The 21124-nt window shown below is 67.4% G+C and carries 20 protein-coding genes; 11 read left to right on the forward strand and 9 right to left on the reverse strand.

Features of this window, described 5'->3' with window-relative positions; translation table 11 throughout:
* The first annotated feature begins 167 nt into the window (after positions 1-167).
* The 8 genes from OG978_RS12425 to OG978_RS12460 all read left to right on the forward strand — a co-directional run bounded on the left by OG978_RS12425 (position 168) and on the right by OG978_RS12460 (position 5852).
* The gene (locus OG978_RS12425; protein WP_326765277.1) at positions 168-1094 is read left to right on the forward strand and encodes an NADP-dependent oxidoreductase; all 927 of its coding nucleotides are present in this window, start codon (positions 168-170) and stop codon (positions 1092-1094) included.
* 474 nt (positions 1095-1568) lie between these two features.
* A complete protein-coding gene (locus OG978_RS12430) occupies positions 1569-1805 on the forward strand; it encodes a DUF6186 family protein (protein ID WP_326765278.1) in 237 nt (78 codons plus the stop codon).
* A 20-nt stretch (positions 1806-1825) separates the two neighbouring features.
* On the forward strand, positions 1826-2188 hold the full coding sequence (locus OG978_RS12435) for a DUF6256 family protein (protein ID WP_326765279.1): 363 nt from the start codon (positions 1826-1828) through the stop codon (positions 2186-2188).
* Between the two features lie 157 nt (positions 2189-2345).
* Positions 2346-2687 (forward strand): ArsR/SmtB family transcription factor, encoded by a 342-nt coding sequence (locus tag OG978_RS12440; protein WP_326765280.1) that lies wholly within the window; start codon positions 2346-2348, stop codon positions 2685-2687.
* Positions 2684-4399, forward strand: coding sequence for a SulP family inorganic anion transporter (locus OG978_RS12445; protein ID WP_326765281.1), 1716 nt, complete (start codon positions 2684-2686; stop codon positions 4397-4399). The genes OG978_RS12440 and OG978_RS12445 overlap by 4 nt, the downstream gene beginning before the upstream one ends.
* Positions 4400-4449: 50 nt before the next feature.
* Complete coding sequence (locus tag OG978_RS12450) at positions 4450-4836, forward strand: ATP-binding protein (RefSeq protein ID WP_442817831.1); 387 nt, start codon at positions 4450-4452, stop codon at positions 4834-4836.
* Positions 4837-4935: 99 nt separating this feature from the next.
* Entirely contained in the window at positions 4936-5289 is a 354-nt protein-coding gene (locus tag OG978_RS12455) for a zinc ribbon domain-containing protein YjdM (RefSeq protein WP_326770006.1), read from the forward strand.
* A gap of 200 nt (positions 5290-5489) precedes the next feature.
* Positions 5490-5852 carry an ArsR/SmtB family transcription factor gene (locus OG978_RS12460; protein WP_326770007.1) on the forward strand — a complete coding sequence of 121 codons (363 nt, stop codon included), beginning with the start codon at positions 5490-5492 and terminating at the stop codon, positions 5850-5852.
* Between the two features lie 185 nt (positions 5853-6037).
* On the opposite strand, the gene OG978_RS12465 is transcribed toward OG978_RS12460, so the two are convergent.
* The 5 genes from OG978_RS12465 to OG978_RS12485 form a co-directional block, all read right to left on the reverse strand.
* On the reverse strand, positions 6038-7291 hold the full coding sequence (locus OG978_RS12465) for a tyrosine-type recombinase/integrase (protein WP_326765283.1): 1254 nt from the start codon (positions 7289-7291) through the stop codon (positions 6038-6040).
* Positions 7292-7418: 127 nt separating this feature from the next.
* Complete coding sequence (locus OG978_RS12470; RefSeq protein WP_326765284.1) at positions 7419-7697, reverse strand: helix-turn-helix domain-containing protein; 279 nt, start codon at positions 7695-7697, stop codon at positions 7419-7421.
* 614 nt (positions 7698-8311) lie between these two features.
* Complete coding sequence (locus tag OG978_RS12475; RefSeq protein ID WP_326765285.1) at positions 8312-8968, reverse strand: hypothetical protein; 657 nt, start codon at positions 8966-8968, stop codon at positions 8312-8314.
* A gap of 5 nt (positions 8969-8973) precedes the next feature.
* Positions 8974-10632, reverse strand: coding sequence for a DEAD/DEAH box helicase family protein (locus OG978_RS12480; RefSeq protein ID WP_326765286.1), 1659 nt, complete (start codon positions 10630-10632; stop codon positions 8974-8976).
* 10 nt (positions 10633-10642) lie between these two features.
* Positions 10643-12991, reverse strand: a complete 2349-nt coding sequence (locus OG978_RS12485; RefSeq protein WP_326765287.1) for an ATP-binding protein — start codon at positions 12989-12991, stop codon at positions 10643-10645.
* A gap of 234 nt (positions 12992-13225) precedes the next feature.
* Between OG978_RS12485 and OG978_RS12490 the strand changes: the two genes are divergently transcribed.
* The gene (locus OG978_RS12490; RefSeq protein WP_326765288.1) at positions 13226-13414 is read left to right on the forward strand and encodes an AbrB/MazE/SpoVT family DNA-binding domain-containing protein; all 189 of its coding nucleotides are present in this window, start codon (positions 13226-13228) and stop codon (positions 13412-13414) included.
* A gap of 6 nt (positions 13415-13420) precedes the next feature.
* Here OG978_RS12490 and OG978_RS12495 read toward each other — a convergent pair whose 3' ends face one another.
* The 3 genes from OG978_RS12495 to OG978_RS12505 all read right to left on the reverse strand — a co-directional run bounded on the left by OG978_RS12495 (position 13421) and on the right by OG978_RS12505 (position 16157).
* Positions 13421-14032, reverse strand: a complete 612-nt coding sequence (locus tag OG978_RS12495) for a very short patch repair endonuclease (protein WP_326765289.1) — start codon at positions 14030-14032, stop codon at positions 13421-13423.
* A 161-nt stretch (positions 14033-14193) separates the two neighbouring features.
* Entirely contained in the window at positions 14194-15519 is a 1326-nt protein-coding gene (locus OG978_RS12500) for a DNA cytosine methyltransferase (protein ID WP_326765290.1), read from the reverse strand.
* 404 nt (positions 15520-15923) lie between these two features.
* Positions 15924-16157, reverse strand: coding sequence for a hypothetical protein (locus OG978_RS12505; RefSeq protein WP_326765291.1), 234 nt, complete (start codon positions 16155-16157; stop codon positions 15924-15926).
* 201 nt (positions 16158-16358) lie between these two features.
* Here OG978_RS12505 and OG978_RS12510 point away from each other — a divergent pair, with 201 nt between their 5' ends.
* Together OG978_RS12510 and OG978_RS12515 are read left to right on the forward strand one after the other, a co-directional pair.
* On the forward strand, positions 16359-18809 hold the full coding sequence (locus OG978_RS12510; RefSeq protein ID WP_326765292.1) for a WD40 repeat domain-containing protein: 2451 nt from the start codon (positions 16359-16361) through the stop codon (positions 18807-18809).
* A gap of 394 nt (positions 18810-19203) precedes the next feature.
* On the forward strand, positions 19204-20139 hold the full coding sequence (locus OG978_RS12515; protein WP_326765293.1) for a DUF5655 domain-containing protein: 936 nt from the start codon (positions 19204-19206) through the stop codon (positions 20137-20139).
* 97 nt (positions 20140-20236) lie between these two features.
* Here the strand turns inward: OG978_RS12515 and OG978_RS12520 are convergent, their stop codons facing one another.
* Positions 20237-20983: a DNA-methyltransferase gene (locus OG978_RS12520; protein ID WP_326765294.1), complete on the reverse strand. Its 747-nt coding sequence runs from the start codon at positions 20981-20983 to the stop codon at positions 20237-20239.
* Between the last annotated feature and the right edge of the window lie 141 nt (positions 20984-21124).

Here is a 21124-nt window from a genome sequence, read left to right on the forward strand (position 1 = left end):
CCCCTAGGGGTATCTATGGCCAGTGCCCGGCGACGCGAGAGGACCGACGGGATCCACCCGGAGCCGGATGACCTGCCGCCCCTTCGTTCGATAGCTTGGGCACGGGAGCTGACAGATCGTCAGAGATCCTGATCAACCAGATGAAACCCATATCGAAAAGGGCAAAAATGACAGAGACGTATCGCGCTGTGGAGTTCTCGGAGTACGGAGGTCCCGAGGTCTTACGCGTGGTGGACCGCGAGGTGCCTCGCCCGGGTCCCGGGCAGGTGCTGGTGGAGGTCCGCGCCGCCGGGGTGAATCCACTGGACTGGCAGCTGCGCAGCGGGGCCGTCGCGGCGATGATGCCGGTGGAGTTCCCCTCGGTGCCCGGCGGAGACGTCGCCGGTGTCGTCGCGGACGTCGGTGCGGACGTGACCGACTTCGCCGCGGGTGACGAGGTCTTCGGTTCGATCGGCTCCGGCGGCTACGCCGAGTTCGCACTGGCGCCCGCGGCGCAGCTCGCACGGAAGCCCGAAGCCGTGTCCTGGGAGGTCGCGGCCGGGCTGCCGGTGGCCGTCAACACGGCGTACCAGGCGCTCACGGACCTCGGGGTGAAGGCCGGGGAGACCCTGGTCGTGGACGGGGCCGCCGGTGGCGTCGGGTCCGTGGCCGTACAGATCGCCAGGCATCTCGGCGCGACCGTGATCGGTACGGCCGGCGAACGCAATCACGCGTACCTGCGCTCGCTCGGCGCCGAACCCGTGATGTATGGCGAGGGGTTCGCCGGGCGGATCCGTGCCGTCGCCGTGAAGGGCGTGGACGCGGCATTCGACGCCGCCGGAAAGGGGTCGCTGCCCGCCCTCGTCGAACTGGCCGGCGGGCCGGATCGCGTGGTCACCATCGCCGATCACCGGGCGGCGGAGCACGGTGTGCGCTTCGTGTTCGCCGGCCCCGACGCGATCCGTGAACGCCTTGAGCAGGCAGCCGCGCTGGTCGAGAGCGGCGAACTCGACCTGTCCGTGGCCCGGACGTACTCACTCTCCCAGGCGGCCGACGCCCACCGGGAGAGCGCGGGCGGCCATGTGCGCGGCAAGCTGATCATCGTGCCGAACTGACACCGGTACGTCACGCACCAGGAAGGCTCCGCCCCCACCGGCAGGCTGGTCGAAGCCGGAGGATGCGAGCGCGTGCGCGTCTCCTGTCTCCTTCTGCGGCCATCGAGCCTATGGTTAAAAGATGAGCAAAGCCGAGCATGAGACCGGTCCCCAAGGGGTGCTTGTCTGCCCGGTCTGCAAGCAGCCCGTGACCGCGGTTGTGAAGAGACGGCACAAGAGTCTCGGAATCTTCGTGCCCGTGTGGCACCCCGGCCCCTGTCACAACCCCGAATGCCCTGAATACCTGGAGGCCCCGGAGCGACCCGAACACCAGGACACCTGACACGGACGGGTCCGGGGAGTCACCCACCTCCCGGGGCACCCCGCGGGGCACCTTCCGGGGCGCGACTCGCCGGGCGCGTCCGGAATCCCGAGCGCATCGTGACCGATGATCGACCCGACAGCTGTGTTCACGAGAGCGCGGGAGAGGCTGCAGTGGCAGAGCATCCGGTGATCGGCTACCTCGTCTGGGCAGTGCTCTTCGGGGCCATTTTTGCCTGGGAGGGCATCGGCCTGCTGCGGCCGAACGACGGCTTTCCCACGCTCAGCGACGCCACCAGGGCCGTCATGAGCTACCCGGCAGGCCGCTGGGCACTGTTCGCCCTATGGCTGTGGTTCGGCTGGCACACCTTCGTCCGGGGCTGGCACTTCCTGCTCCAGACCCCCTCCTGAGGCCCCGCCAGGAGCCGGTCATGCTTCCCGTGTCCCTCAACGTCACACTCATGGTGACCGGCTACCTCCTGGTCATGGGCCTCCTCGGAACGGGCCTGTTCATCACCCGGCGCCGCCCGCCCAGGGCCTGGACCACGGCGCGACGGCTCGCTCCGGCCCCGACCGTCGGCCGAGGCCGGCCCGCGTTCGTCCGCCAGGTCGCCGGCACCGCGCTCGGCGGCTACGTGACGCTCACGACCGTGACGGTCGGCTACTACCAAGGCGTCGCGCACCTGGGAGCCGGCTTCCTCATGAGTGCGGTCACCGGCACCGCGCTCCTGCTCGGCATCGCCCTGCCCGTGTTTCTGCTCGCTTCGTGGGCCGCAACCCGCCGACGCGCTTGAGGCGAGCGACATCAGCCTCGGCCCTTGCCGCACGAATCAACGAATTGCGAAATTCTGCAATTGACTACATGCTGTGTTGGCTGTGTCCGCAGGTAGTCGTGGGCACGGCCAAGAAGGCACCTCGGGGCATCGGGGTGGTGAAGGGAGTCCGAAGACCGTGCCGGTTCCGCTGTACCAGGCCAAGGCCGAGTTCTTCCGGATGCTCGGGCACCCGGTCCGTATACGCGTACTGGAGCTGCTGCAGGACGGGCCGTTGCCGGTACGGGATCTGCTGACCGCGATCGAGGTGGAACCGTCGGCGCTCTCCCAGCAGCTGGCCGTGCTGCGCCGCTCCGGCATCGTGACCTCGGCGAGGGAGGGCTCGACCGTGGTGTACGAGCTGTCCGGCGGGGATGTGGCGGAGCTGATGCGGGCCGCGCGTCGGATCCTGACCGAGATGCTGGCCGGGCGGAACGAACTGCTGGCCGAGCTGCGGGAAGCCGAGGTAGCGGCGGGGTGAGTACCGTCCTTGCCCGGTCCTGGGGCCGGGTCGCTTCCCTGTTGCCCGCCCGTGCCGACTTCACGGTCATGGGCCGCAACCCCCGTCGCGATCTGCTCGCCGGTCTGACCGTGGCGATCGTCGCGCTGCCGCTCGCGCTGGGCTTCGGCGTCTCCTCCGGGCTCGGTGCCGAGGCGGGGCTGGCGACCGCCGTGGTGGCGGGCGCGCTGGCGGCGCTGTTCGGTGGTTCCAACCTCCAGGTGTCCGGGCCGACCGGGGCGATGACGGTGGTGCTGGTGCCGATCGTGGCCCAGTACGGGCCGGGCGGGGTGCTGACGGTCGGGCTGATGGCCGGTGTGCTGCTGATCGTGCTCGCGCTGCTGAAGGCCGGCCGCTACATGCGCTACATCCCGGCACCGGTGGTGGAGGGCTTCACGCTCGGCATCGCGTGCGTCATCGGTCTCCAGCAGGTACCGAACGCGCTGGGCGTGGCCAAGCCGGAGGGCGACAAGGTCCTGGTGGTGACCTGGCGCGCGGTCGAGGAGTTCGTACGGACCCCGAACTGGACCGCCGTCGCCCTCGCGGTGGGCGTGGCGACCGTGATGCTGCTGGGTGCCCGGTGGCGCCCCACCGTCCCGTTCTCCATCGTCGCGGTGATCGCCGCCACCCTCGCGGCTCAGCTCTTCCACCTGGACGCGGCCGCTCCGATCGGCGACCTGCCCTCCGGGCTGCCCGCGCCCTCCCTCGGCTTCCTCGACCTGTCCGCGCTGGGGTCGCTGCTCGCCCCGGCCGTCGCGGTCGCGGCGCTGGCCGCGTTGGAGTCGCTGCTGTCGGCGACTGTCGCGGACGGCATGACGGTCGGCCAGCAGCACGACCCGGACAAGGAGCTGTTCGGGCAGGGCATCGCGAACCTGGCGGCCCCGCTGTTCGGCGGAGTCCCCGCCACCGCGGCGATCGCCCGTACCGCCGTCAACGTCCGGACCGGCGCGGGCTCGCGGCTCGCCGCCCTCACCCACGCCGCCGTCCTGGCCGTGATCGTCTTCGCCGCCGCCCCGCTCGTCTCCAGGATCCCGCTGTCCGCGCTCGCCGGGGTGCTGCTGGCGACCGCGATCCGGATGGTGGAGGTCGGTGCGCTGCGGGCGATGGCCCGCGCGACCCGCTCGGACGCGATCGTGCTGGTGCTGACCGCCGTCGCCACGCTCGTGCTCGACCTGGTCTACGCGGTGATCATCGGCCTGGTCGTGGCGGGCGCCCTGGCGCTGCGGGCGGTCGCCGGTCAGGCCCGGATGGATCAGGTCGATTTCAAAGCGGACCTGCCCGGCGAGCACAGCGAGGAGGAGCACGCGCTGCTGGCCGAGCACATCGTCGCGTACCGGATCGACGGGCCGCTGTTCTTCGCCGGCGCCCACCGCTTCCTTCTGGAGCTGAGCGAGGTCGCCGACGTCCGGGTGGTGATCCTGCGCATGTCGCGGGTGTCGACGATGGACGCCACCGGCGCCCTGGTCCTCAAGGACGCCGTGGAGAAGCTGAACCGGCGCGGCATCGCCGTGATGACCTCAGGGGTACGCCCCGGCCAGCGCCAGGCACTGGAATCGGTCGGCGCGCTGGACCTGCTCCGGCGGGAGGGCCGGGAGTACGCCACCACGCCCGAGGCCATCGCCGGAGCCCGCGCCCACCTGCACCGGGCCGGAGTCCTGCCCGCCGCCCCCGATACCGCCGAGGCCGTCCGGTGAGCGCTCAGCTCGACTCCCTTCCCCTGCGGCACGTCCTGACCCTGCCCGCGATGGGCTCGGCCGTGCGGATCGCCCGCGAGACCACCGAGCAGGTCCTTGCGGAGTGGGGCATCAGCCGGAGCCATCCCGCCGTCGATCCGGCACTGCTGATCCTGTCCGAGCTGGTCGCCAACAGCATCCGGCACGCGGCCCCGCTGTCCCCGAACGTCACCGTGATCTACGCGGCGGGCCAGGACACGCTCGCGTTCGCCGTCCACGACCGCCACCCGTACCGGCCCCCGCTCACCTCGGCAGCCACCGGGACCGGCGGCAGCGGACTGGGCACCGTCATGGAACTCACCCTCGGCCTGGGCGGTACCGCGGTCGTCCGGGGCGACGCGGACGGCGGAGGCAAAAGCATCTGGATCACCCTTCCCCTGCGGAAGGCCCCCGTGTGAAGGACCGGGGCGGCCGCCGCACCGCGGCAACATGAAGCCTGATGTAGATGATGCACAGGAACGAACGAACAAACGAGGCAAGGAAAGACCATGAGCGATGTGACCGAGGCGCTGCCGCCGTGCCCCGAGTGCTCCGGCGTGTACACGTACGAGATGGGCGCACTCCTGATCTGTCCCGAGTGCGGCCATGAGTGGTCGCCCACCTCCGCCGAGCCCGCGGGCGAGGGCACGGACGGGGGAATCAGGGATGCGGTCGGCAACGTGCTCGCCGACGGCGACACCGTCACCGTGATCAAGACCCTGAAGGTCAAGGGCAGCCCGAGCGGCATCAAGGCCGGCACCAAGGTGCGCAACATCCGCCTCGTCGACGGTGTGGACGGCCACGACATCGACTGCAGGATCGACGGGTTCGGCCCCATGCAGCTCAAGTCCAGCGTGGTCAAGAAGGCCTGACCCGCGCTTTCGGCCTGCCACAGGCTGACGAAGACGGCTCGCGCGTTGATAATCTTGGCAACTCCCGAAGTCATCACGTCGGTGTGAGGGCGCGAGGATGTCCTCATGGTGAAGAGTCTTGGGTGGATGCGATGCACGGCGCACGCACGACAGCGGCCGTCCGGCATCCCGGCGGCCCCTACGGGCGCGGGGCGGGTGCGGTGAGCACTCCGCTGTACCAGCTGAAGGCCGAGTTCTTCAAGACACTGGGTCACCCGGTGCGGATCAGGGTGCTCGAGCTCCTGAGCGAGCGGGAGCACGCGGTCTCCGAAATGCTGACCGAGATCGGCGTGGAGGCGGCTCACCTCTCCCAGCAGCTGGCTGTCCTGCGCCGGGCCAACCTCGTCGTCCCCCGTCGGGAGGGCTCGGCCGTCTACTACTCGCTGGCCAATCCGCAGGTGGCGGAGCTGCTGCGGGTCGCGCGGAGCATCCTGTCCGGCGTACTGGCCGGGCAGGCCGAACTGCTGGCAGACCTCAAGGCCGCCGAATCCGGCACCGCCCCCAGGCACCGCAAGCCGTCCTAGACGACCCGCGCCGCCCTGCGGTGTGCCGTCTCTCGGCGGAAACCATCCGGCGCTCCGGCGGGAGGCGGCAGACGAGTCGGGCTGTACGCCGGGTTCTGTTCCGCTCAGGGAGCGATCACGCTCTGACCTGCATGTTTACGGGAATCCGGCGGCTGGTCCAGCCCTCTGGGACTTCTCAGGGACTTTCAGCCGAGATCCGTGAGCCACGTCTCGATCGCGGACAGTCCCCGCGCGCCGGCCTGCGGCATGAAGTGAGTGTACGTCCGGAGCGTGAACGCCGGATCGGAGTGCCCCAGCCACTTCGCGAGCGAGACGATCGACTCACCGGCTTCGAGCATCACCGAGGCGTACGTGTGGCGCAGGACGTGGAAGCCGTGCTCACGGCTCGGCTCCCATACGCGCGACGGCTTCTCGCCCGGCTGCCGCTCGGGCAGCGGCGGGATGACTCCCACCTCGGCGAGCGCCGGCTTCCACGCCTTGGTGTTCCAGGTGGTGCGGTTGATCGCGCCGCGCCGCCCGGTGTACACGAGCAACGGGACGGTAACCTTGCGCCGATCCTCGCGCGCGAGGTCGGGCTCCTCGGGGTCCAGCCACGGCAGGGTGACGTCGATCGGCTCGAAGCGTTCCTGGTGCGTGAGGAGCCGCTTCGCGAGCACCTTCGGCAGAGGCACGTCGCGCTCCTTGCCACCCTTGGGCGGGCCGAAGTACAGCCGCGACTTGTACATGAGGATCTGGCGCTCCACGTGCACGAAGTCGCCGTGGACGTCGCCCGGGCTGAAGCCGAACACCTCGCCCTGTCGCAGTCCGCATCCGACTCCGAGGTCGAGCGCGATCTGGTAGCGGTCGGCGAGCGCCTCCCGTACGGCGTCGACACGATCCTGCTCCCAGGCGCGAGCCTTGCGCTCCGGTTTCTTCGGCGGCTTGATCGAGCTGTTGCCCTTGCACGGGTTGCGGTAGAGCCGCTTGTCCTCGACCGCGGCCTGCATGATCGCCTTGAGGTACACCCACGCGACATAAGCCGTGCTCGACGCCACCGCCCTCTGCACGTCGGCCGACCACTTGCGCAGCTCCGCGACACCGATGTCCCTGAGCGCCAGGTCTCCGAGCTGCGGCAGCACCTGCCCCCAGATCCGGTGCCTCATGCTTTCCAGCGTCTGGGCGGGATGCACCTGAGACGGCCACCAGTGCTTCTCGACGTACTCACGAAGGCTGATCGCACCGTCTCGCGCGTCGACGAAATCCCCTCGCCGTGCATCGGTCTGTGCCTCGGCCAGCCACGCCTTGGCGTCCGCGACCGTGTCGAAAGACCGGTCGCGGACCCCCGGTATTCCCTTGACGCGGTAGCGCGTGCACTTGCCCCATAGCGCAGTGCGTTCGCGCTTGCCCGTCTCCTTGTTCGGTCGCTTCTTGAGCCACCGGTCTTCGATGTAACCAGCCATACTCGTCTTACCCTCGGCTTCGCCTTGCTTCTCTTGGCGCGATCTGCGTCACGATCAGACACACAGACGATCTCCGTGCGCATGAAATTCCGAGTGCTGCTGAACTCCTCAGACCTGTATTCCCAAGTCAGGCAGCCCGGCGACGCTCACGCTGCCGCGAGGCCCTGTTCAGCGGGTTGAGGGCCGGGTTCGACCGCGAGTCCGCCTTCTGCTGCTCACTGAGCCACGCATCGAGCAGATCCCGGCGGTACATGACCCTTCCGCCAGGACCCATCCGAAAGCTGGGCGGCCCTTGCCGGCGGTGGCGCCAGACGTAAAGCGTGTTCACCGAGATGCCCATGTACTTCGCCGCGTTCTGAACGTTCAGGAAGGCAGCCTCAACGGCGGGCTTGGACTGGTTACGCATCGTGTGTCTCCGGTGTAAGCGCTGCCGAAGCAGCGGGCGTTCCGTCCTCCCGGCTGCCGCACCGTGGAGACGTTCACCGTGCGGCAGGGGGCTGGCAAGCAGGATCAGAATCCGGAGAATCGGTGATTTGGCGCAGCTGTCCCAGCGTGATAAAGCACGGAGACGTTCATCCAGCGTCGTACTGTTGTCGGCAGGTGAACCCAATTTCAGCCGTTGCCGACAGTGCACTGGTTGGGACTCTCACCCACATCTGACGATTCGGCCGGCTGAGGTCACGCACCGTGTCGTGCATCGCCGGCATTTCGCCGAAGACCACGTTCTACTGAGACCGCACGTCCGCCCGGACACCAAGAACCCCTCCCCGATTACACCTGCCGGACCGGACGCTCATCTACCCATGGCCGGGGCGGCGCGGCCTGCGGACAAGCAGGCGCAGGCCACGACTTAGCATCTGGTTCAACCCGGTGGTTACCCTCTGCCGCCGCTCCGCTCAGCGCCAGGCGAGCGGAGGGGCAGCACGGACAGCCCCGTCCTCGTCGGCCACCCGATCTCCACTGTTCTCGTTCGCGGTGACCGATCAGTGGTGGCCCCTGAGAAACTACTGATTCCCTGCATTAGTCGATGAGAGTAGGTTGCAACGGGCCACGGCCATCGCCCGTCGCCCCAAGGTAGTCGGGGTTAGGCACCATCTCGCGGTGGAGATGCCGTAGGTCGGCGCCGCAACGCAGTGCGAGTCGTTCCTGGCGCGTGTGCTCAGCCGTGGAGACAGTCTCGCCGTTGCGGGTCGTGATGACGATCGCGGGCCGCTCCGTCGAGTCGATGGCCTCGTTCAACGCGGCCCAGACGAGGTCACGAAAGTTCCCAACACGGCCCCAGCAGATGTATCGCGTGGCGTCGCCAGCAATGGCGTAGCAGTGGTTCGGCTTCTCCCCAACCGAATCGGGCTTCATCACCCAGCCGCTGCCACATGCCGCACGAACGATTTCCTCCGGACCTTGGAACCGATTTACCGCGTAGCGGACATAGTTCCCGATCCCCTCCTGTGCTCGGGCGTACTCCTTCATGGGGACATCCTTGATCCAGACCCGGGCGTCCTTCTCCGGCCCGTAGGCGAGCAGGACTCCGCCGACCTTGGGGTCCTCGATCCATCGCCGGTACTGGTTCGTCTTCTCGGTGTTGCTCAAGAACTCCCAGTCCATGTCGTTGGCCTGCTGATAGATCTCGATAAGAAGGCGCTCGCGAATGGGGGCGGGCAGCTGCTGCAAGGCCACGGTGATTACTCCTGGGGGGCGCGGGTGGCGGGGAACTGGAGTCGGTGCTCGTCGTACGCGGTCTCAAGGCTGGCCGCGTCCTTGATCCACTCATCCATGAGGGTGGCCACCTTCTGATCGCTGAAGTCGAAGTTCGACGGGGTGATCTTCGCCAGGGTCTCGATTTCACCATCCCCATCAAGCGCGCGTTTGAGCCTGAGCGCGGCAGCGATGCGGCGGAGGTCGCTGACGAAGTCCAGCACCGTGACTCGCTCCTTTCCCTCGCGCAGGCGGAGCCCTCGCCCAAGCTGCTGAACGAAGATGCGGCGGGAGTGAGTGACTCGCGCGAAGCAGAGAATATTCACGTCCGGCACATCGACGCCCTCGTTGAGGATGTCGATCGCCGTCAAAATGGGCACCTCGCCGGCCCGGAAGGCGAGTAGGCGGTTCTGCCGCTCCCTCTTGGCGAGTCCCGCGTGGATGGCGAGGGCACCTGACCAAAGGGGGGTGCGCCGCAGCATGTCAGCGAGTCGCTCGGCGTGTTCGATGGTGCGGCAGAAGACGATGGCTCGGGGATTACGCGTGCCGGCCCATGCAGTGGCCAGCTCGTCGCGGATGGCTTCATCCCGCTGCGGCAGGAAGAGCTTGGCGTTGAGTTCGGCCAGTCCGTACGAGTGGCTGCTGGCCTCACGGACGATGTCCCAGTCGATGTCGTCAACGAACAGGCGGTAGTGGACCTGAGCGAGGTAGCCGCGCCGCATGCCCTCCTCGATCCCCAGGCTGAAGCTGGGGGCGCCGAGCTGATGGGTGATGTCGTGCTTGTCACCGCGCCATGGGGTCGCCGTGACGCCCAGGTGCCTTGCCGAGTTGAGAAGTTCCAGGAGCTCGTCGTATTGACCTTCTTCACCCACATGGTGGGCTTCGTCGATCATGACGAGGCCTGGGCGGTATCCGAATCGCGCGGCCGACAGCGCCGAGCCGACCGTCGCGCAGGTGAGGCCGGAGAGATCGTCGGGGCGGGTGTCGCCCGTGAGGATCCGCGTCGGGACATCTTTGGGTAGGTGCCGCCAGAGCGCCCGTTCTAGTTGCTGGACAAGGTCTTTCGCGTGCGCGACGACCAGGACCTGATCCTGGGGGGCGCGTCGCAGGTGCGCCGCGACCACCTCGCCTCCGACGACCGTTTTACCCAGGCCGGTGGCCAGCACAAGGAGCGCACGACCCGAGGCATCGAGATCGGCGGTCAGTGCCTGGAGCGCCTCGGTCTGGTACGGCCGTGGCGTCACTCGCCCAAAGCGGGGCGGCACCCGGTCGAAACTGGTCGTCAGGTCCGTTCCGCCCCACAGAAGGATCCCAGGACCTAGGCGCGCCAGAGTCGCCACCCGCTTCCGAGCCTCAGGGCTGAAGCGAGTGTTGGTGACGACGACGGCTTTGTGGGCGCGATAGTGATCCCGAGCGCGAGCGACCTCATCCACCGCGTCGGCCCCTACGGCTCCGTGTCGCTTCCACTTGCACTGGATCACCCAGGTCTCGCCCCTGTGGAGGGCGAGGATGTCGCCCCCCTCGTCACCGGAGCCGTCGATGTTGGTCACATCGGAGAAGCCCAGGTGCCACAGGAGTCGTTCAATGCGGCGAGGGAACTGCAGGGGGCCCGAGTCCAGCAGGGAGGCGGCGTCAAGGAATCGCATTCCGCTCTCCCTACGTGTTGTCGGCGAGGTCGCGCGCGATGAGTCTGCAGCTGATCCTGATCCGGGCCAGCTCCTCCACATCTAGGCGTGGACGGTGCTGTTCCAGGAGCGCGAGGTCCCCCAGGGGGTTGATCAGTCGTTCCACGACGAGCGCTCGAGCGCCGGGATCGCTCAGAGCGATGTACCCGCGCTTGAAGACGCACCCGTCGAGGAAGGTCTCCGGGGAGTCCTGGATGATACGGATAACGGCGCTGGCCGGGACATAGCGGATGAACTCACCACTGGAGATCGCGTCGTTCCAGGGGGATGCTCCGCCGGCCTCTACCGCGAATCGGCGCTCGGCATCGGCTCGTTCATCCTTCGTGAGCAGCAGCCAGTGCACCGCTGGGTTCGCCGAAACGGGCGCCACCATCGCCACGCGCACCTGTTCCAGAAGCCTCTCGGATTCCTCCGCAGTCGCCGCCGGCGTCAGCCGAGGACTGGAGGTGTGGCTCTTGAGTTGTGCCACGATCTCGCTCAAGGGCATCGCCACGATATTCGCCCGTACCCGCATGAACTCCGCGACCTCGACGAGCGCCAGGTCACGCATGTCCGCGCCATGTTCACGGAAGAGCGAGTGGCCGGTGTCGACGAATACGTCCAGGTGCGGGGCTCGGACCATCGAGACGATCACAGGTGCGGGCCGCTCATCCTTGGTGACGAGGTTATGTCCGCGGACCGCCCAGGCCGTCAGATCCACACGGCCCAATTCTTCAAGGTAGTACGGGCCTGTCAGGTCCACGATGGGGTCGGCGTTGTCTCGGTATCGCTGGAGCCGCTGATCCAGCGTCTCCGCCGGTGCGGCCTCGTCCTCGGGTGGTTCTTGACCAGCTGTGCTCGTGCCCGGCGTGCCCGGCGCCGCACCGCCTTCCGGCTTGTCATCCGGGTCGAGGAGTCCAGCCCCGAACCCGGGGAGGATGTCGTCATTCTCCGGTTGCGGGTCCACCGCTATCGGGTTGTCGTGCTGGTAGGCGGCGCGGTACCAGACCTCGTCGGTCTGGTACTCGGAAACACCCTTCCGCATCAGCGCGGCCCACTTCGAGGCCGTCTCGTGAAGAGCGTTTTTGCCTCCGTCGCCGGGGATCAAGTAGTTGAGTCCCGGGTCTTGGCGGCGGAAGCCCGCATAGAGCAAGGCCAGGGGACTGCGGTTCTCTGGCAGCCCAAGGCTCTTCGCGATCTTTGGTCGCAACGGGCTTGTTCCACGGACCTCGCGCAGGACTTGCCGCCACTCGGCCGTCTCGAACTCAAAGGCGGTCTTCTGATAGTTCGGAGCGACGTGATCGCAATGGATCTCACCGACGATGCGACCCATTTTCACGGCCCCGGAGTCAATGGGGTACTCGGGATCCGGCTCAGCGAGGCCCTCCTCGTCCTCCCAATCGAAGACCCGTTTGTCCTTGAGAAGGATCTTGCGACCGTTGCGGAGGAAGTCCAGCCCGTAGTCGGTACGGTGGAGGTATCGCTGGATTCCGATCCAACCCCAGATCTTGCGCTCTCTCAGTTCCAGATGGCCCTGACCGCATTCCTCACAGTTCTCAGCGTCGACGGAGCTCCAGTATCCGCAGGCCATGCAAGCGTTCTTGGGGGTCAACTCCTGGTTGATCTCCTGGACAGCGTGGATCTCCACTCCTTGGCGGGTGACGGTCCGCTTCTCATCCCAGACGCAGGGCAGACGCGGCCTGACCTTTTTGCCGTTGAGCGTGAGCAGGAAGCCCTTCTCCGACAGAAGGTAGCTGTAGACATCCCCGAGCTTCTCCCGGATCACGCTCTGCGTCTTGGGACGACAGAGCGTGGCGTACTGCTCCTGTTTGAGGTCACTAATGGTGACTGAGGTGCCGTGCTCTTCACGATTAACCTTGGGCACCGTGCGGTACGGCGCTTGATATTTGGCAGAGTTGGCAATCTGCGCGAGGTCCAGAGTCACCTCTATCCAGTCCAGGTCGCCGGCCCGACTGGTACGCACAGTGGTACGCCGACCGAGCCGAGCGGTACTGATATTGAAGCCCATGCCGAACAGGCCGAGGGAACCATGTCGACCGTTACTCGTCCAGCCCGCGCTGATGGCGTTGGTGACGGCCTCCAGGCTCATGCCCCGCCCGTTGTCCTGCACCTTGATCTCAGCTGTCGCACGCTGCGAGTTGGCCGGGGGGAGCGAGACCGCGACCGAGGGCCGGTCGACCGTTCCGCCAGCCGCCTGGAACTCGTCGAAGGAGTTGTCGATCAACTCGGCCAGGCACTGCCAGTGAGAGAACTCGATGTCGCCAAGCACACCCAAGATGCGCGGGTGTGGCGTGACGTTGATGTACTGGTTCTCGGTCACAGTCGGCCCCCGTCTTCGTCGTGAACAGATGCGTGGCCGGCGGACGCGAAGCGCGCCCACCAGCGTCTAGGCGCCCCCGCCGGCCCCGGTCCCGGGGCATCCACCAACATGGCGTCAACCCTAATGGGCAGCACCGGTACCTGCGGGACGTAGATCTCGAAACCCCTGCTGGAACCACTCCGCACCCCGCCACGGGGAGTGCCCCGGCATTGCACCGCGTGCGAGACTCGCGTCATGATCCGGGAACCAGCGCAAGTCACCATCGACTCGAGCGGCCGGGTGGAGATCCCCTTGGGGATTCTCGCCGAGGCAGGTCTCGACACGGGGAGTGTCGTCCTCGCGTACAGCGATGGTGGCGGCCGCATCGTGCTGCGCAGGTTGACCGACGCCATCGACGACCTACTGCATGGCGAGGAGCTGTAACCGCAGCTAGCCGGTCGCACGGCGGACCGCTGAGATGACCCGTCGTGCCACCTCCTCCGGTGCCTCGTGCTCCCAAGCCCGGATGACCGTCCAGCCCGCTTCCTCCAGGATCCGGTTGGTCTCGGCGTCCCGCCGCTGGTTCTCGGCAAACTTCTCCGCCCAGAAGTCCTTGTTCTTCGTCGCTGGTCGATGATGCTCCGGGCAGACATGCCAGAAGCAGCCGTCGACGAAAACCGCGACTCGTGCCTTCGGGAACAGCACATCCGCGCTACGCCGAAGGCCCCGGATCGGCGGTGCGTTGACCCGGTAGCGAAGCCCTTCCTTGAAGAGGAGGGATCTGAGGGCCTTCTCGGGCTTCGTGTCCCTTCCACGGTTGCCTTGCATTGAGGCACGGACCGTCGGCGTCGAGGCTGTCGAGCCCTCGGGCAACGTCTCCTCCTTCAAGAGGCCCTTAGCCCAGGCCAGCCGCCATCCCTCAGCGAGGTTGGCCTCACGGCTGTCGTGTTCGACCTCACCCAGATAGCGCTCCGGGGACTTCCTCCCGTCGCCCCACCGCAGTGACGCACGGATGCGCCGCGTCTTGGGCAGGACCCTCAATGAGACCGAGGCGTGAGCCACACGGCCGTCACCCAGGTCAACCTCACGCCGATGGCGACCGCCCGCCGCTTTGTCCTGTTCGACGGACAGGGCCTTCCGAGTCCTTCCCGACCGCCCTTTCCAGGCGCGATCGGGGGGCAACCTGTCGTTCCAGCGGCTCTGAGGTGGCTTCGCCACATCACTCACGCCCTTGGCCCCGATGCCGTATCGAGAGCCTTCGCCACCGCATTGGCGAATACCGCGCCAAGCTTCACCGGGACCGCGTTGCCCAGCTGCCGCATCTTCTCCCCGCGGGGTCCTTCGAGCTTCCAGTCGTCGGGAAAAGTCATGACGCGGGCCGTCTCACGCACAGTCATGTACCTGTGCCTATAGGTAGTGCCTCCGGGGGTCTCCAGATCATCGGTCAGCATCACGGACTCCCCGCCCGGGACGCCGTGCACGCCGGCCTTCACGGTCTTGGCGGGACGGTCCAACTCATTGGGCGTGTGGCCCTTGTAGATCCGAGCGCCGGGCCACCCGATGTGGTCGGTGAACCCATCAGCTCGATACTCATTGCGGTCGAGCCTGTCCCAGTCGATCTTCGGCAGGGGCTTGCCCTCGTTCTCATCGATGCCGGCGATGGCGTCCCGGAAGGTGCGCCAGGGCTTCGATTCGTCCGGAGTGAGTGAAACGTCCTTACGGATCCCGGCCCTGGCCCTGGCTATGGCCAGGGCGCGCACGTGATCGGGAACTTCGGGATGGCGCTTCCAGTAGGAGTCGTCGGAATCGTCAAGCATCGACCGGAATAGCGCCTGCTCGGAGTACCGGGGAAGCACGTCCTCATTGAACTGGTCGATGTCGACGCCGAGGTCCTCCCGGAAGGCGACGATGATGATGCGGTGCCTGATCTGGGGGACCCCGTAATCGGCGGCGTTAACGCGCGTCATCACCACCTTGTAGCGCTCCGACGGATCGTCGGCAGTCCTGCGCCTGGCCTCGATGAGGGCCTGATCGTGCTTCTGCCAAGGGATCTTGGGATCTCGTAGCTCGAAGGGCATCTCCATCTCGCGCAAGATGTAGTCGAGGTAGGGCTTGAACGATGGCCTGAGCAATCCCACGACGTTCTCGCAGATGACGGCCTTGGGCCGGATCTGGCGCATCGCCTTGAACATCTGAGGGAACATGTTGCGCCTGTCCTCGTCCCCCTTGGCGATCCCGCCCAGGCTAAACGGCTGGCACGGCGGACCGCCAGCGAGGACGTCGACACGACCAAGTAGATAGCCCATATCCAGATCCTGGACATCGCCCGCCACCAGCGGCCACGGCTCCCCGGGCTCGGGGATGCGCTCCTCGTCCCCCCGAGGCTTCGCCCCGTTCGCCTCCAGGGTCTGACACGCTCGCGGGGCGAACTCGTTGAACAGCAATGGCCGGAAGCCCGCCCCGTGGACCGCCATGGCGAGGCCCCCCGCGCCCGCGAACAGCTCGACCCCGGTGCGATCACGCTTCGACTCTTCTTGCAGTTCAACCATTGCGAAAGCATACCGCGGAAATATGACACCTGTGACCGTTGTCGAGAGGTTCACCTCACTTTCGCAAGTGGCCGAAGATGCTTCGGTCAGGCACTCCCAGCCATCCGCCGGCCGAGCCCTCACCGGGCTCAGCCGCAGGCCGCTCGGGCGTCCGAGACCGGAAAGGAGGGCCCAGATCGCGGCCCCGCGCGGGCATCGACTCGGCCGTCAGGTCCCTGGGGCACCGAGCACGCTGCCGGGTAACGGAGTCGACACGTCCCGTCCGCCCTGCCAGGCCCGTGCGAGCGTGCTGGTCAACGGACACGGGAGGCGGCCGGACGGCCACCTCCCGATATCCCATCAGCCGATCACCGCGATAGCACTCCGTGGCCGCGGGCCGAGCGGCCGTCCCCACGGCCGGGCGGTCACGAACGCGGCGGCCTGCCACGCCAGGCCGCGAACAAGCCCAAACCGACGCTCGTCACCGCAGTGAACGCCTCGGGGCCAGCGAGCATAAAGACACCCGCCGAGAGCGTGATCAGGACAAGCAGCGCGACGAGGTCGAGAACTCGATCCCGGGGGGATGCCACCTCCGCCGAGTCGTGCGTGAGGGCAGTCTGCTGAGCCGGGGACGGAGTGGTCTTTTCGATTTCATCCATGCGCCCAGCACACCAGCCCCACCCGCCATACCTCATACAGCGCGAACGAACCCGGTTAGACTCGATCGCCGCAGGCCATCGCCGTACGGCGTGGCACAACGAGCGAACACGCACTCTGTACGGTGGTGTTCGGCGAAATTCGGTCCTGTTCGGCAACCAGCGTCCTACGCTGAGCCCCACAGACCATCGGGGGGACGTTACGTGGCGCACGAGGACGCTTCCGGCGGCGCGTTTGACCGCGAACTCGCGGGCTTCGCCGCCAACCTCCGGAAGTTGCAGGCCGATTGCGGCCGCCCCTCCCAGCGCGACATCAGCCGGGCCGCGCCCCGTGGGCAGTCGTTGCCAGTCACCACGATCAGTGACACCCTCCGTGGAAAGCGCCTGCCCAAGATCGACTTCCTCATCGCCCTCGTCCGGGCAATGCTGAGTCTCTCCAGCGACCGCCGGTCTCCAGTGAGCCGCGATGATCCGGCAGTCGAGTCATGGCGTACGGAGTGGACCCGGCTCGAACAGCTGCGTACCGAGGCCCGCTACGCGCCCTCGGCATCCGAGCCGGTGCGGACGCCTGTCCCGGTTGACTCCTCACCGACCGCGCCGGCTCTCGATACGCCGGTCCTTCCGACAAACCCGCCCGCGCCGATGGAGAACAGCCGACGCCTGAGATTTCGTCCCGTGCTGCCGGTACTGCCCCACTCCGGCTTCGTATGGTCAGTGGCGTTCTCCCCCGATGGCAAGCTGATCGCCGCCGCCAGCGCCGCCGGAGTGGTGGCCCTCTGGGACCCCACCACCCGCCTAACTGCCGGTGAGCCCATGATCGGTGGCGAGAGCACTATGAGGTCAGTCGTGTTCTCCCCCGACGGCGGCCTGCTCGCCGCCGCCAGCGATGATGGCAATGTGCGGCTTTGGGACCCCGCCACCCACGATGAGGTCAACGTACTCCCGACCACGAAAAACATCGCGGTCACAGAGGTGGCGTTCTCCCCTGACGGCAGCCTGCTGGCCGCCGCCAGCTTCGATTGCACGGTGCGCCTTTGGGATGGGCACACCCACGCAGCCGTAGGTCAGCCGCTGACTGGCCACACCGGAGCCGTCACAGCGGTGAGGTTCTCCCCCGACGGCGGCCTGCTCGCCACCGCCAGCTTTGACGGCATGGTGCGCCTTTGGGACCCGACAACTCGCCAGAAAGTCGGCAAGCCCTTGATGGGCCATTCCTGCCCCGTCAGGTCAGTGGCTTTCTCCCCCAACGGCAACCTGCTCGCCACCGCGAGCGACGACGGCCTGGTGCGCCTTTGGGACCCGGCCACCCACCAGGCCGTCGGAGCACCCCTCACCGGCCACACCGGCTCCGCCACGGCCGTCACGTTCTCCCCCGACGGCAGCCTGCTCGCCACCGCCGACGTCGACGGCATCGTGCGCCTTTGGGACCCGGCCACCCACCAGACCGTCGGAGCACCCCTCACCGGCCACACCGGCTCCGCCACGGCCGTCACGTTCTCCCCCGACGGCAGCCTGCTCGCCACCGCTGGTTACGATCACACAGTGCGGCTATCGAAAGCCGAGGAGGCCCCGCCTGTGCCTGTCCCGGCGCAGCGTGCGTGTCACGGCGAGGACTCGCACGAGAGCCTGATCGCTGAGAACACCGAACTGCGCACTCGACTCGACCTTCTGACCGCGCGGGGCCTCGCCAGCAGAAGTGTCCTCACCGCGCTCAAGAACGGTGAAGGTATCTCTCTGGCCCCTCTGATCGGCCACCGCGACGCGGTCTGGTCGGTGGTGTTCTCCCCCGACGGAACCCAACTCGCTACAGCCAGTGCCGACGACACGGTGCGGTTCTGGGACCCGGCCAACCGGCGATCAGTCGGCAGACCCCTGACGAATCACCGTGACTCGGTGATGGCTGTGGCTTACTCCCCCGACGGTGCTCTGATCGCAACGGCGGACCGCGGCGGCGCGGTACGCCTGTGGGACGCGGCCACCCGGGTGCCGGCAGGTAGCCCATTGGCCGACCACCTCGGCCCCATCACATCGGTGCTCTTCTCCCCCACCGGCACCCTACTCGCCGTCGCCAATGACGGTGGCGTCGTGCGACTGTGGTCACCAACTACCCAACAGGCTTCAGGTAGCCCACTGACCAGCCACCACGGGCTCGTAACGGGGGTCGCTTTCTCCCCTGATGGCAAGTTGATCGCCACTGCCACCGATGCTGGCACAGTGCCGCTATGGGACGCAGCCAGTCGCAAGTCAACAGGCGAGCTCCTTGGCGGCCACACCGGCTCTATCAGCTCCGTGGCCTTTTCCCCCGACGGCAACCTGATCGCCACCGCCGGCGATGATCACTCGATACAGCTATGGGATGCGACCACCCACCAGCCAGTTGGAAAGCCCCTGACCGGCCACGATGACGCCGTCGCGGCGGTGGCCTTCTCCCCCGACGGCAGCCTGGTCGCCACGGCCAGCAACGATCGCACTGTGCGCCTCTGGGACCCGTCCACCCACCAACCCGTGGGAGAGCCTCTCACCGGCCATCATGACGCCGTGACGGCAGTCACTTTCTCCCCGGACAGTTCCGTGCTCGCCACCGCGAGCGTCGATCGCACCGTTCGATTGTGGGTGCCTCCGTTGGTGAGCAGTCTCGTCGGATCTCGGGGTTGATCCGCTAGACGGAACAGATGTCACCCGGCCTCGATTGTTCGGTCGTGCCGGTGATCAAGGTTGGGTGGGGAGGCTCATGAGCATCCTGAAGGTCTTCAAGGTGAGAGGCGGTCAGGCAACGAGGTGCCAGGGCGGCCTTGGGGGTGGAGGGATGCCGGCTTCCTGCAGTTGGCCAATTCCATGGTCGAACTGGAGGGCCCCTAAACGTTCGGGGAAGAGCCGGAGGACTACGAACGCTGACGCGAGCCAGGGGATTCGTGCCACCGGCTGGCGCCCGCCGCGGGCACGAGCGTACTGGCCGGATTTCGAGGCAAGCCGCCCTCCCTCTGCCTAAGCGGAATACCCAGAGCCTCCCGTTGATTGGTCTTTGCAGAGATCACGGGAGGGGGCGCTGGTGGCCGAGCTGATGCTGTTCCGGCAGGACGCGGACGGTCGGGATGTCGAGCTGTCCGGTTCGACGGTGGCGCTGGAGGTGGAGCTGCAGCGGCGGGTCGAGGCCGGGCTGGAGCAGATGCTCGGTATCCGGTTCGTGGCGTCGGAGTACGCGACCGGTCCGTGGCACCGGGGGCGGATCGACACGCTGGGGCTTGACGAGAACGGCAGCCCGGTCGTGATCGAGTTCAAGAAGGGCTCCGACAGCGGGGTGCTGTCGCAGGCCGTCTCCTACCTGTCCTGGCTGGACTCGGCGCGCCACGAGTTCGAGGCGCTCGTCCGGAAGGTGCTGGGCGCGGAGGCCGCCGAGTCGATCAACTGGCGCCGTCCGCGGATGGTCTGCATCGCGGCTGGTTTCTCCCACCACGACCGTGTGGCCGTGCAGTGGCTGCCCGAGCGGATCGATCTGGTGCGCTACCGGGTCTTCGATGGCGGCCTGCTGAGTCTGCTGCTCGTCGATTCCTCGCCCGGCTCTCCGAGCGCCGCTTCGTCTCGGCGGATCCGGGGGCGGGACGCTGCGGTCAGCAGCGCGCCGACGGCACCGGCGACTCCTGCGCCGACGGGTGTCGGCCTCGTGCCGGAGTCCTTGCGTGACCTGTACGCGGAGCTGGACGAGGCGCTGACGGCGTGGGGCGAGGTCGAGGTCGCAGTCCTGCGGCACTACATCGCCTACCGGCGGCTGGTGAACATCGCGTCGGTGATCTTCCGTCCGAAGCACGAGGCGATCCTGGTGTACCTCAGACTCGGCCCGGATTCGGTCGTGCTGGAGGAGAGCTTCACCCGGGACATGCGCGGCATCGGGCACCTGGGGACCGGGGACCTGGAGGTGCGTCTCGTCTCGGCGGCCGGCCTGGAGAAGGCGGCCCCGCTCATCCGGCGGGCGTTCGAAGCTGCCTGACGCAACGATAAGGGCGGCTGGTGCATCGGTTACTCGATGCACCAGCCGCCCTTCGGCGTCGGCCAGCCGTCGGCCCCGGCTCTCTCCGCTCTCATGATCAGTCCTCCGGTCCCGCCAGGTCGAAGTCGTCCTTGGTCAGCTCGGCGCGCAGCCGCCGCTCGGCGACATCGGCATAGTGCCGGGACAGCTCGACGCCGACGAAGTTCCTGCCTTCTCGCAGGGCCGCGACACCGGTGGAGCCGCTGCCGGTGAACGGGTCGAGGACGGTGCCGCCCTCGGGGCAGACCTGGACGAGCTGCTGCATGATCTCGACGGGCTTCTGCGTGATGTGGACCCTGCCCTTGCGAGGCTGAGAGGCAATGTAGTGGCCGGGCAGGTAGAGGTCGCGGGTGTTGTCGAGGGATCCCTTGACGCCCCACAGGATGAACTCGGAGTCCTGCTTCGGCCCGCCCTTGCGGGGCCGGCTGGCGGGCTTGATCCACGGGATGGTGCCGCTCCAGGTCCAGCCGGCCATCTGCAGGGCGTCGGTCGTGGTCGGTTCCTGGCGCCAGTCGGAGAAGACCATGACCACCGCGTGCTCGGTGGCGGCCCGGTACGACTCGGTGAGCAGCTCGGTCAGCCAGGAGCGGTATGAGCGCTGATCGCGGTTCTCTCCGGGGAAGTTGGCGAGGTCGTGGGCCGAGTTGCCGGTGACGTACTTGGCGCGTGCGGTGCGTCCGGTGCGTTCCGAGCTGGTGCGTCCACCGGAGTTGTACGGGGGGTCGGTGATCACCGCGTCGACGCTCTCGTCCGGGAGGGATTTCAGGACGGTCAGGGCGTCGCCTCGGTGCAGGGTGTAGCTCACGGGAAGGGCCTCTCTCAGCGCGTGGTGGGACTACTCCTCGCTCCGGGCAGCTTCAACGGCGCTCTTCCGGGGCGGGGTTGCGCCGAGGTTAGCGGTGATTTCCGGCCGGGCCCAGCGAGGTGGGCCGCTCTGGCAGCACGG

Origin of the sequence: Streptomyces sp. NBC_01591, from assembly GCF_035918155.1 — a bacterium.
Taxonomy (GTDB): Bacteria; Actinomycetota; Actinomycetes; order Streptomycetales; family Streptomycetaceae; genus Streptomyces.

Excerpts from the sequence above, each read along its gene's own strand:
- OG978_RS12425 (WP_326765277.1), top strand. The coding sequence starts at position 168 with ATGACAGAGACGTATCGCGCTGTGGAGTTCTCGGAGTACGGAGGTCCC.
- OG978_RS12435 (WP_326765279.1), top strand. The coding sequence starts at position 1,826 with ATGCTTCCCGTGTCCCTCAACGTCACACTCATGGTGACCGGCTACCTC.
- OG978_RS12450 (WP_442817831.1), top strand. The coding sequence starts at position 4,450 with ATGGGCTCGGCCGTGCGGATCGCCCGCGAGACCACCGAGCAGGTCCTT.
- OG978_RS12465 (WP_326765283.1), bottom strand. The coding sequence starts at position 7,291 with ATGGCTGGTTACATCGAAGACCGGTGGCTCAAGAAGCGACCGAACAAG.
- OG978_RS12470 (WP_326765284.1), bottom strand. The coding sequence starts at position 7,697 with ATGCGTAACCAGTCCAAGCCCGCCGTTGAGGCTGCCTTCCTGAACGTT.
- OG978_RS12480 (WP_326765286.1), bottom strand. The coding sequence starts at position 10,632 with ATGCGATTCCTTGACGCCGCCTCCCTGCTGGACTCGGGCCCCCTGCAG.
- OG978_RS12490 (WP_326765288.1), top strand. The coding sequence starts at position 13,226 with ATGATCCGGGAACCAGCGCAAGTCACCATCGACTCGAGCGGCCGGGTG.
- OG978_RS12500 (WP_326765290.1), bottom strand. The coding sequence starts at position 15,519 with ATGGTTGAACTGCAAGAAGAGTCGAAGCGTGATCGCACCGGGGTCGAG.
- OG978_RS12505 (WP_326765291.1), bottom strand. The coding sequence starts at position 16,157 with ATGGATGAAATCGAAAAGACCACTCCGTCCCCGGCTCAGCAGACTGCC.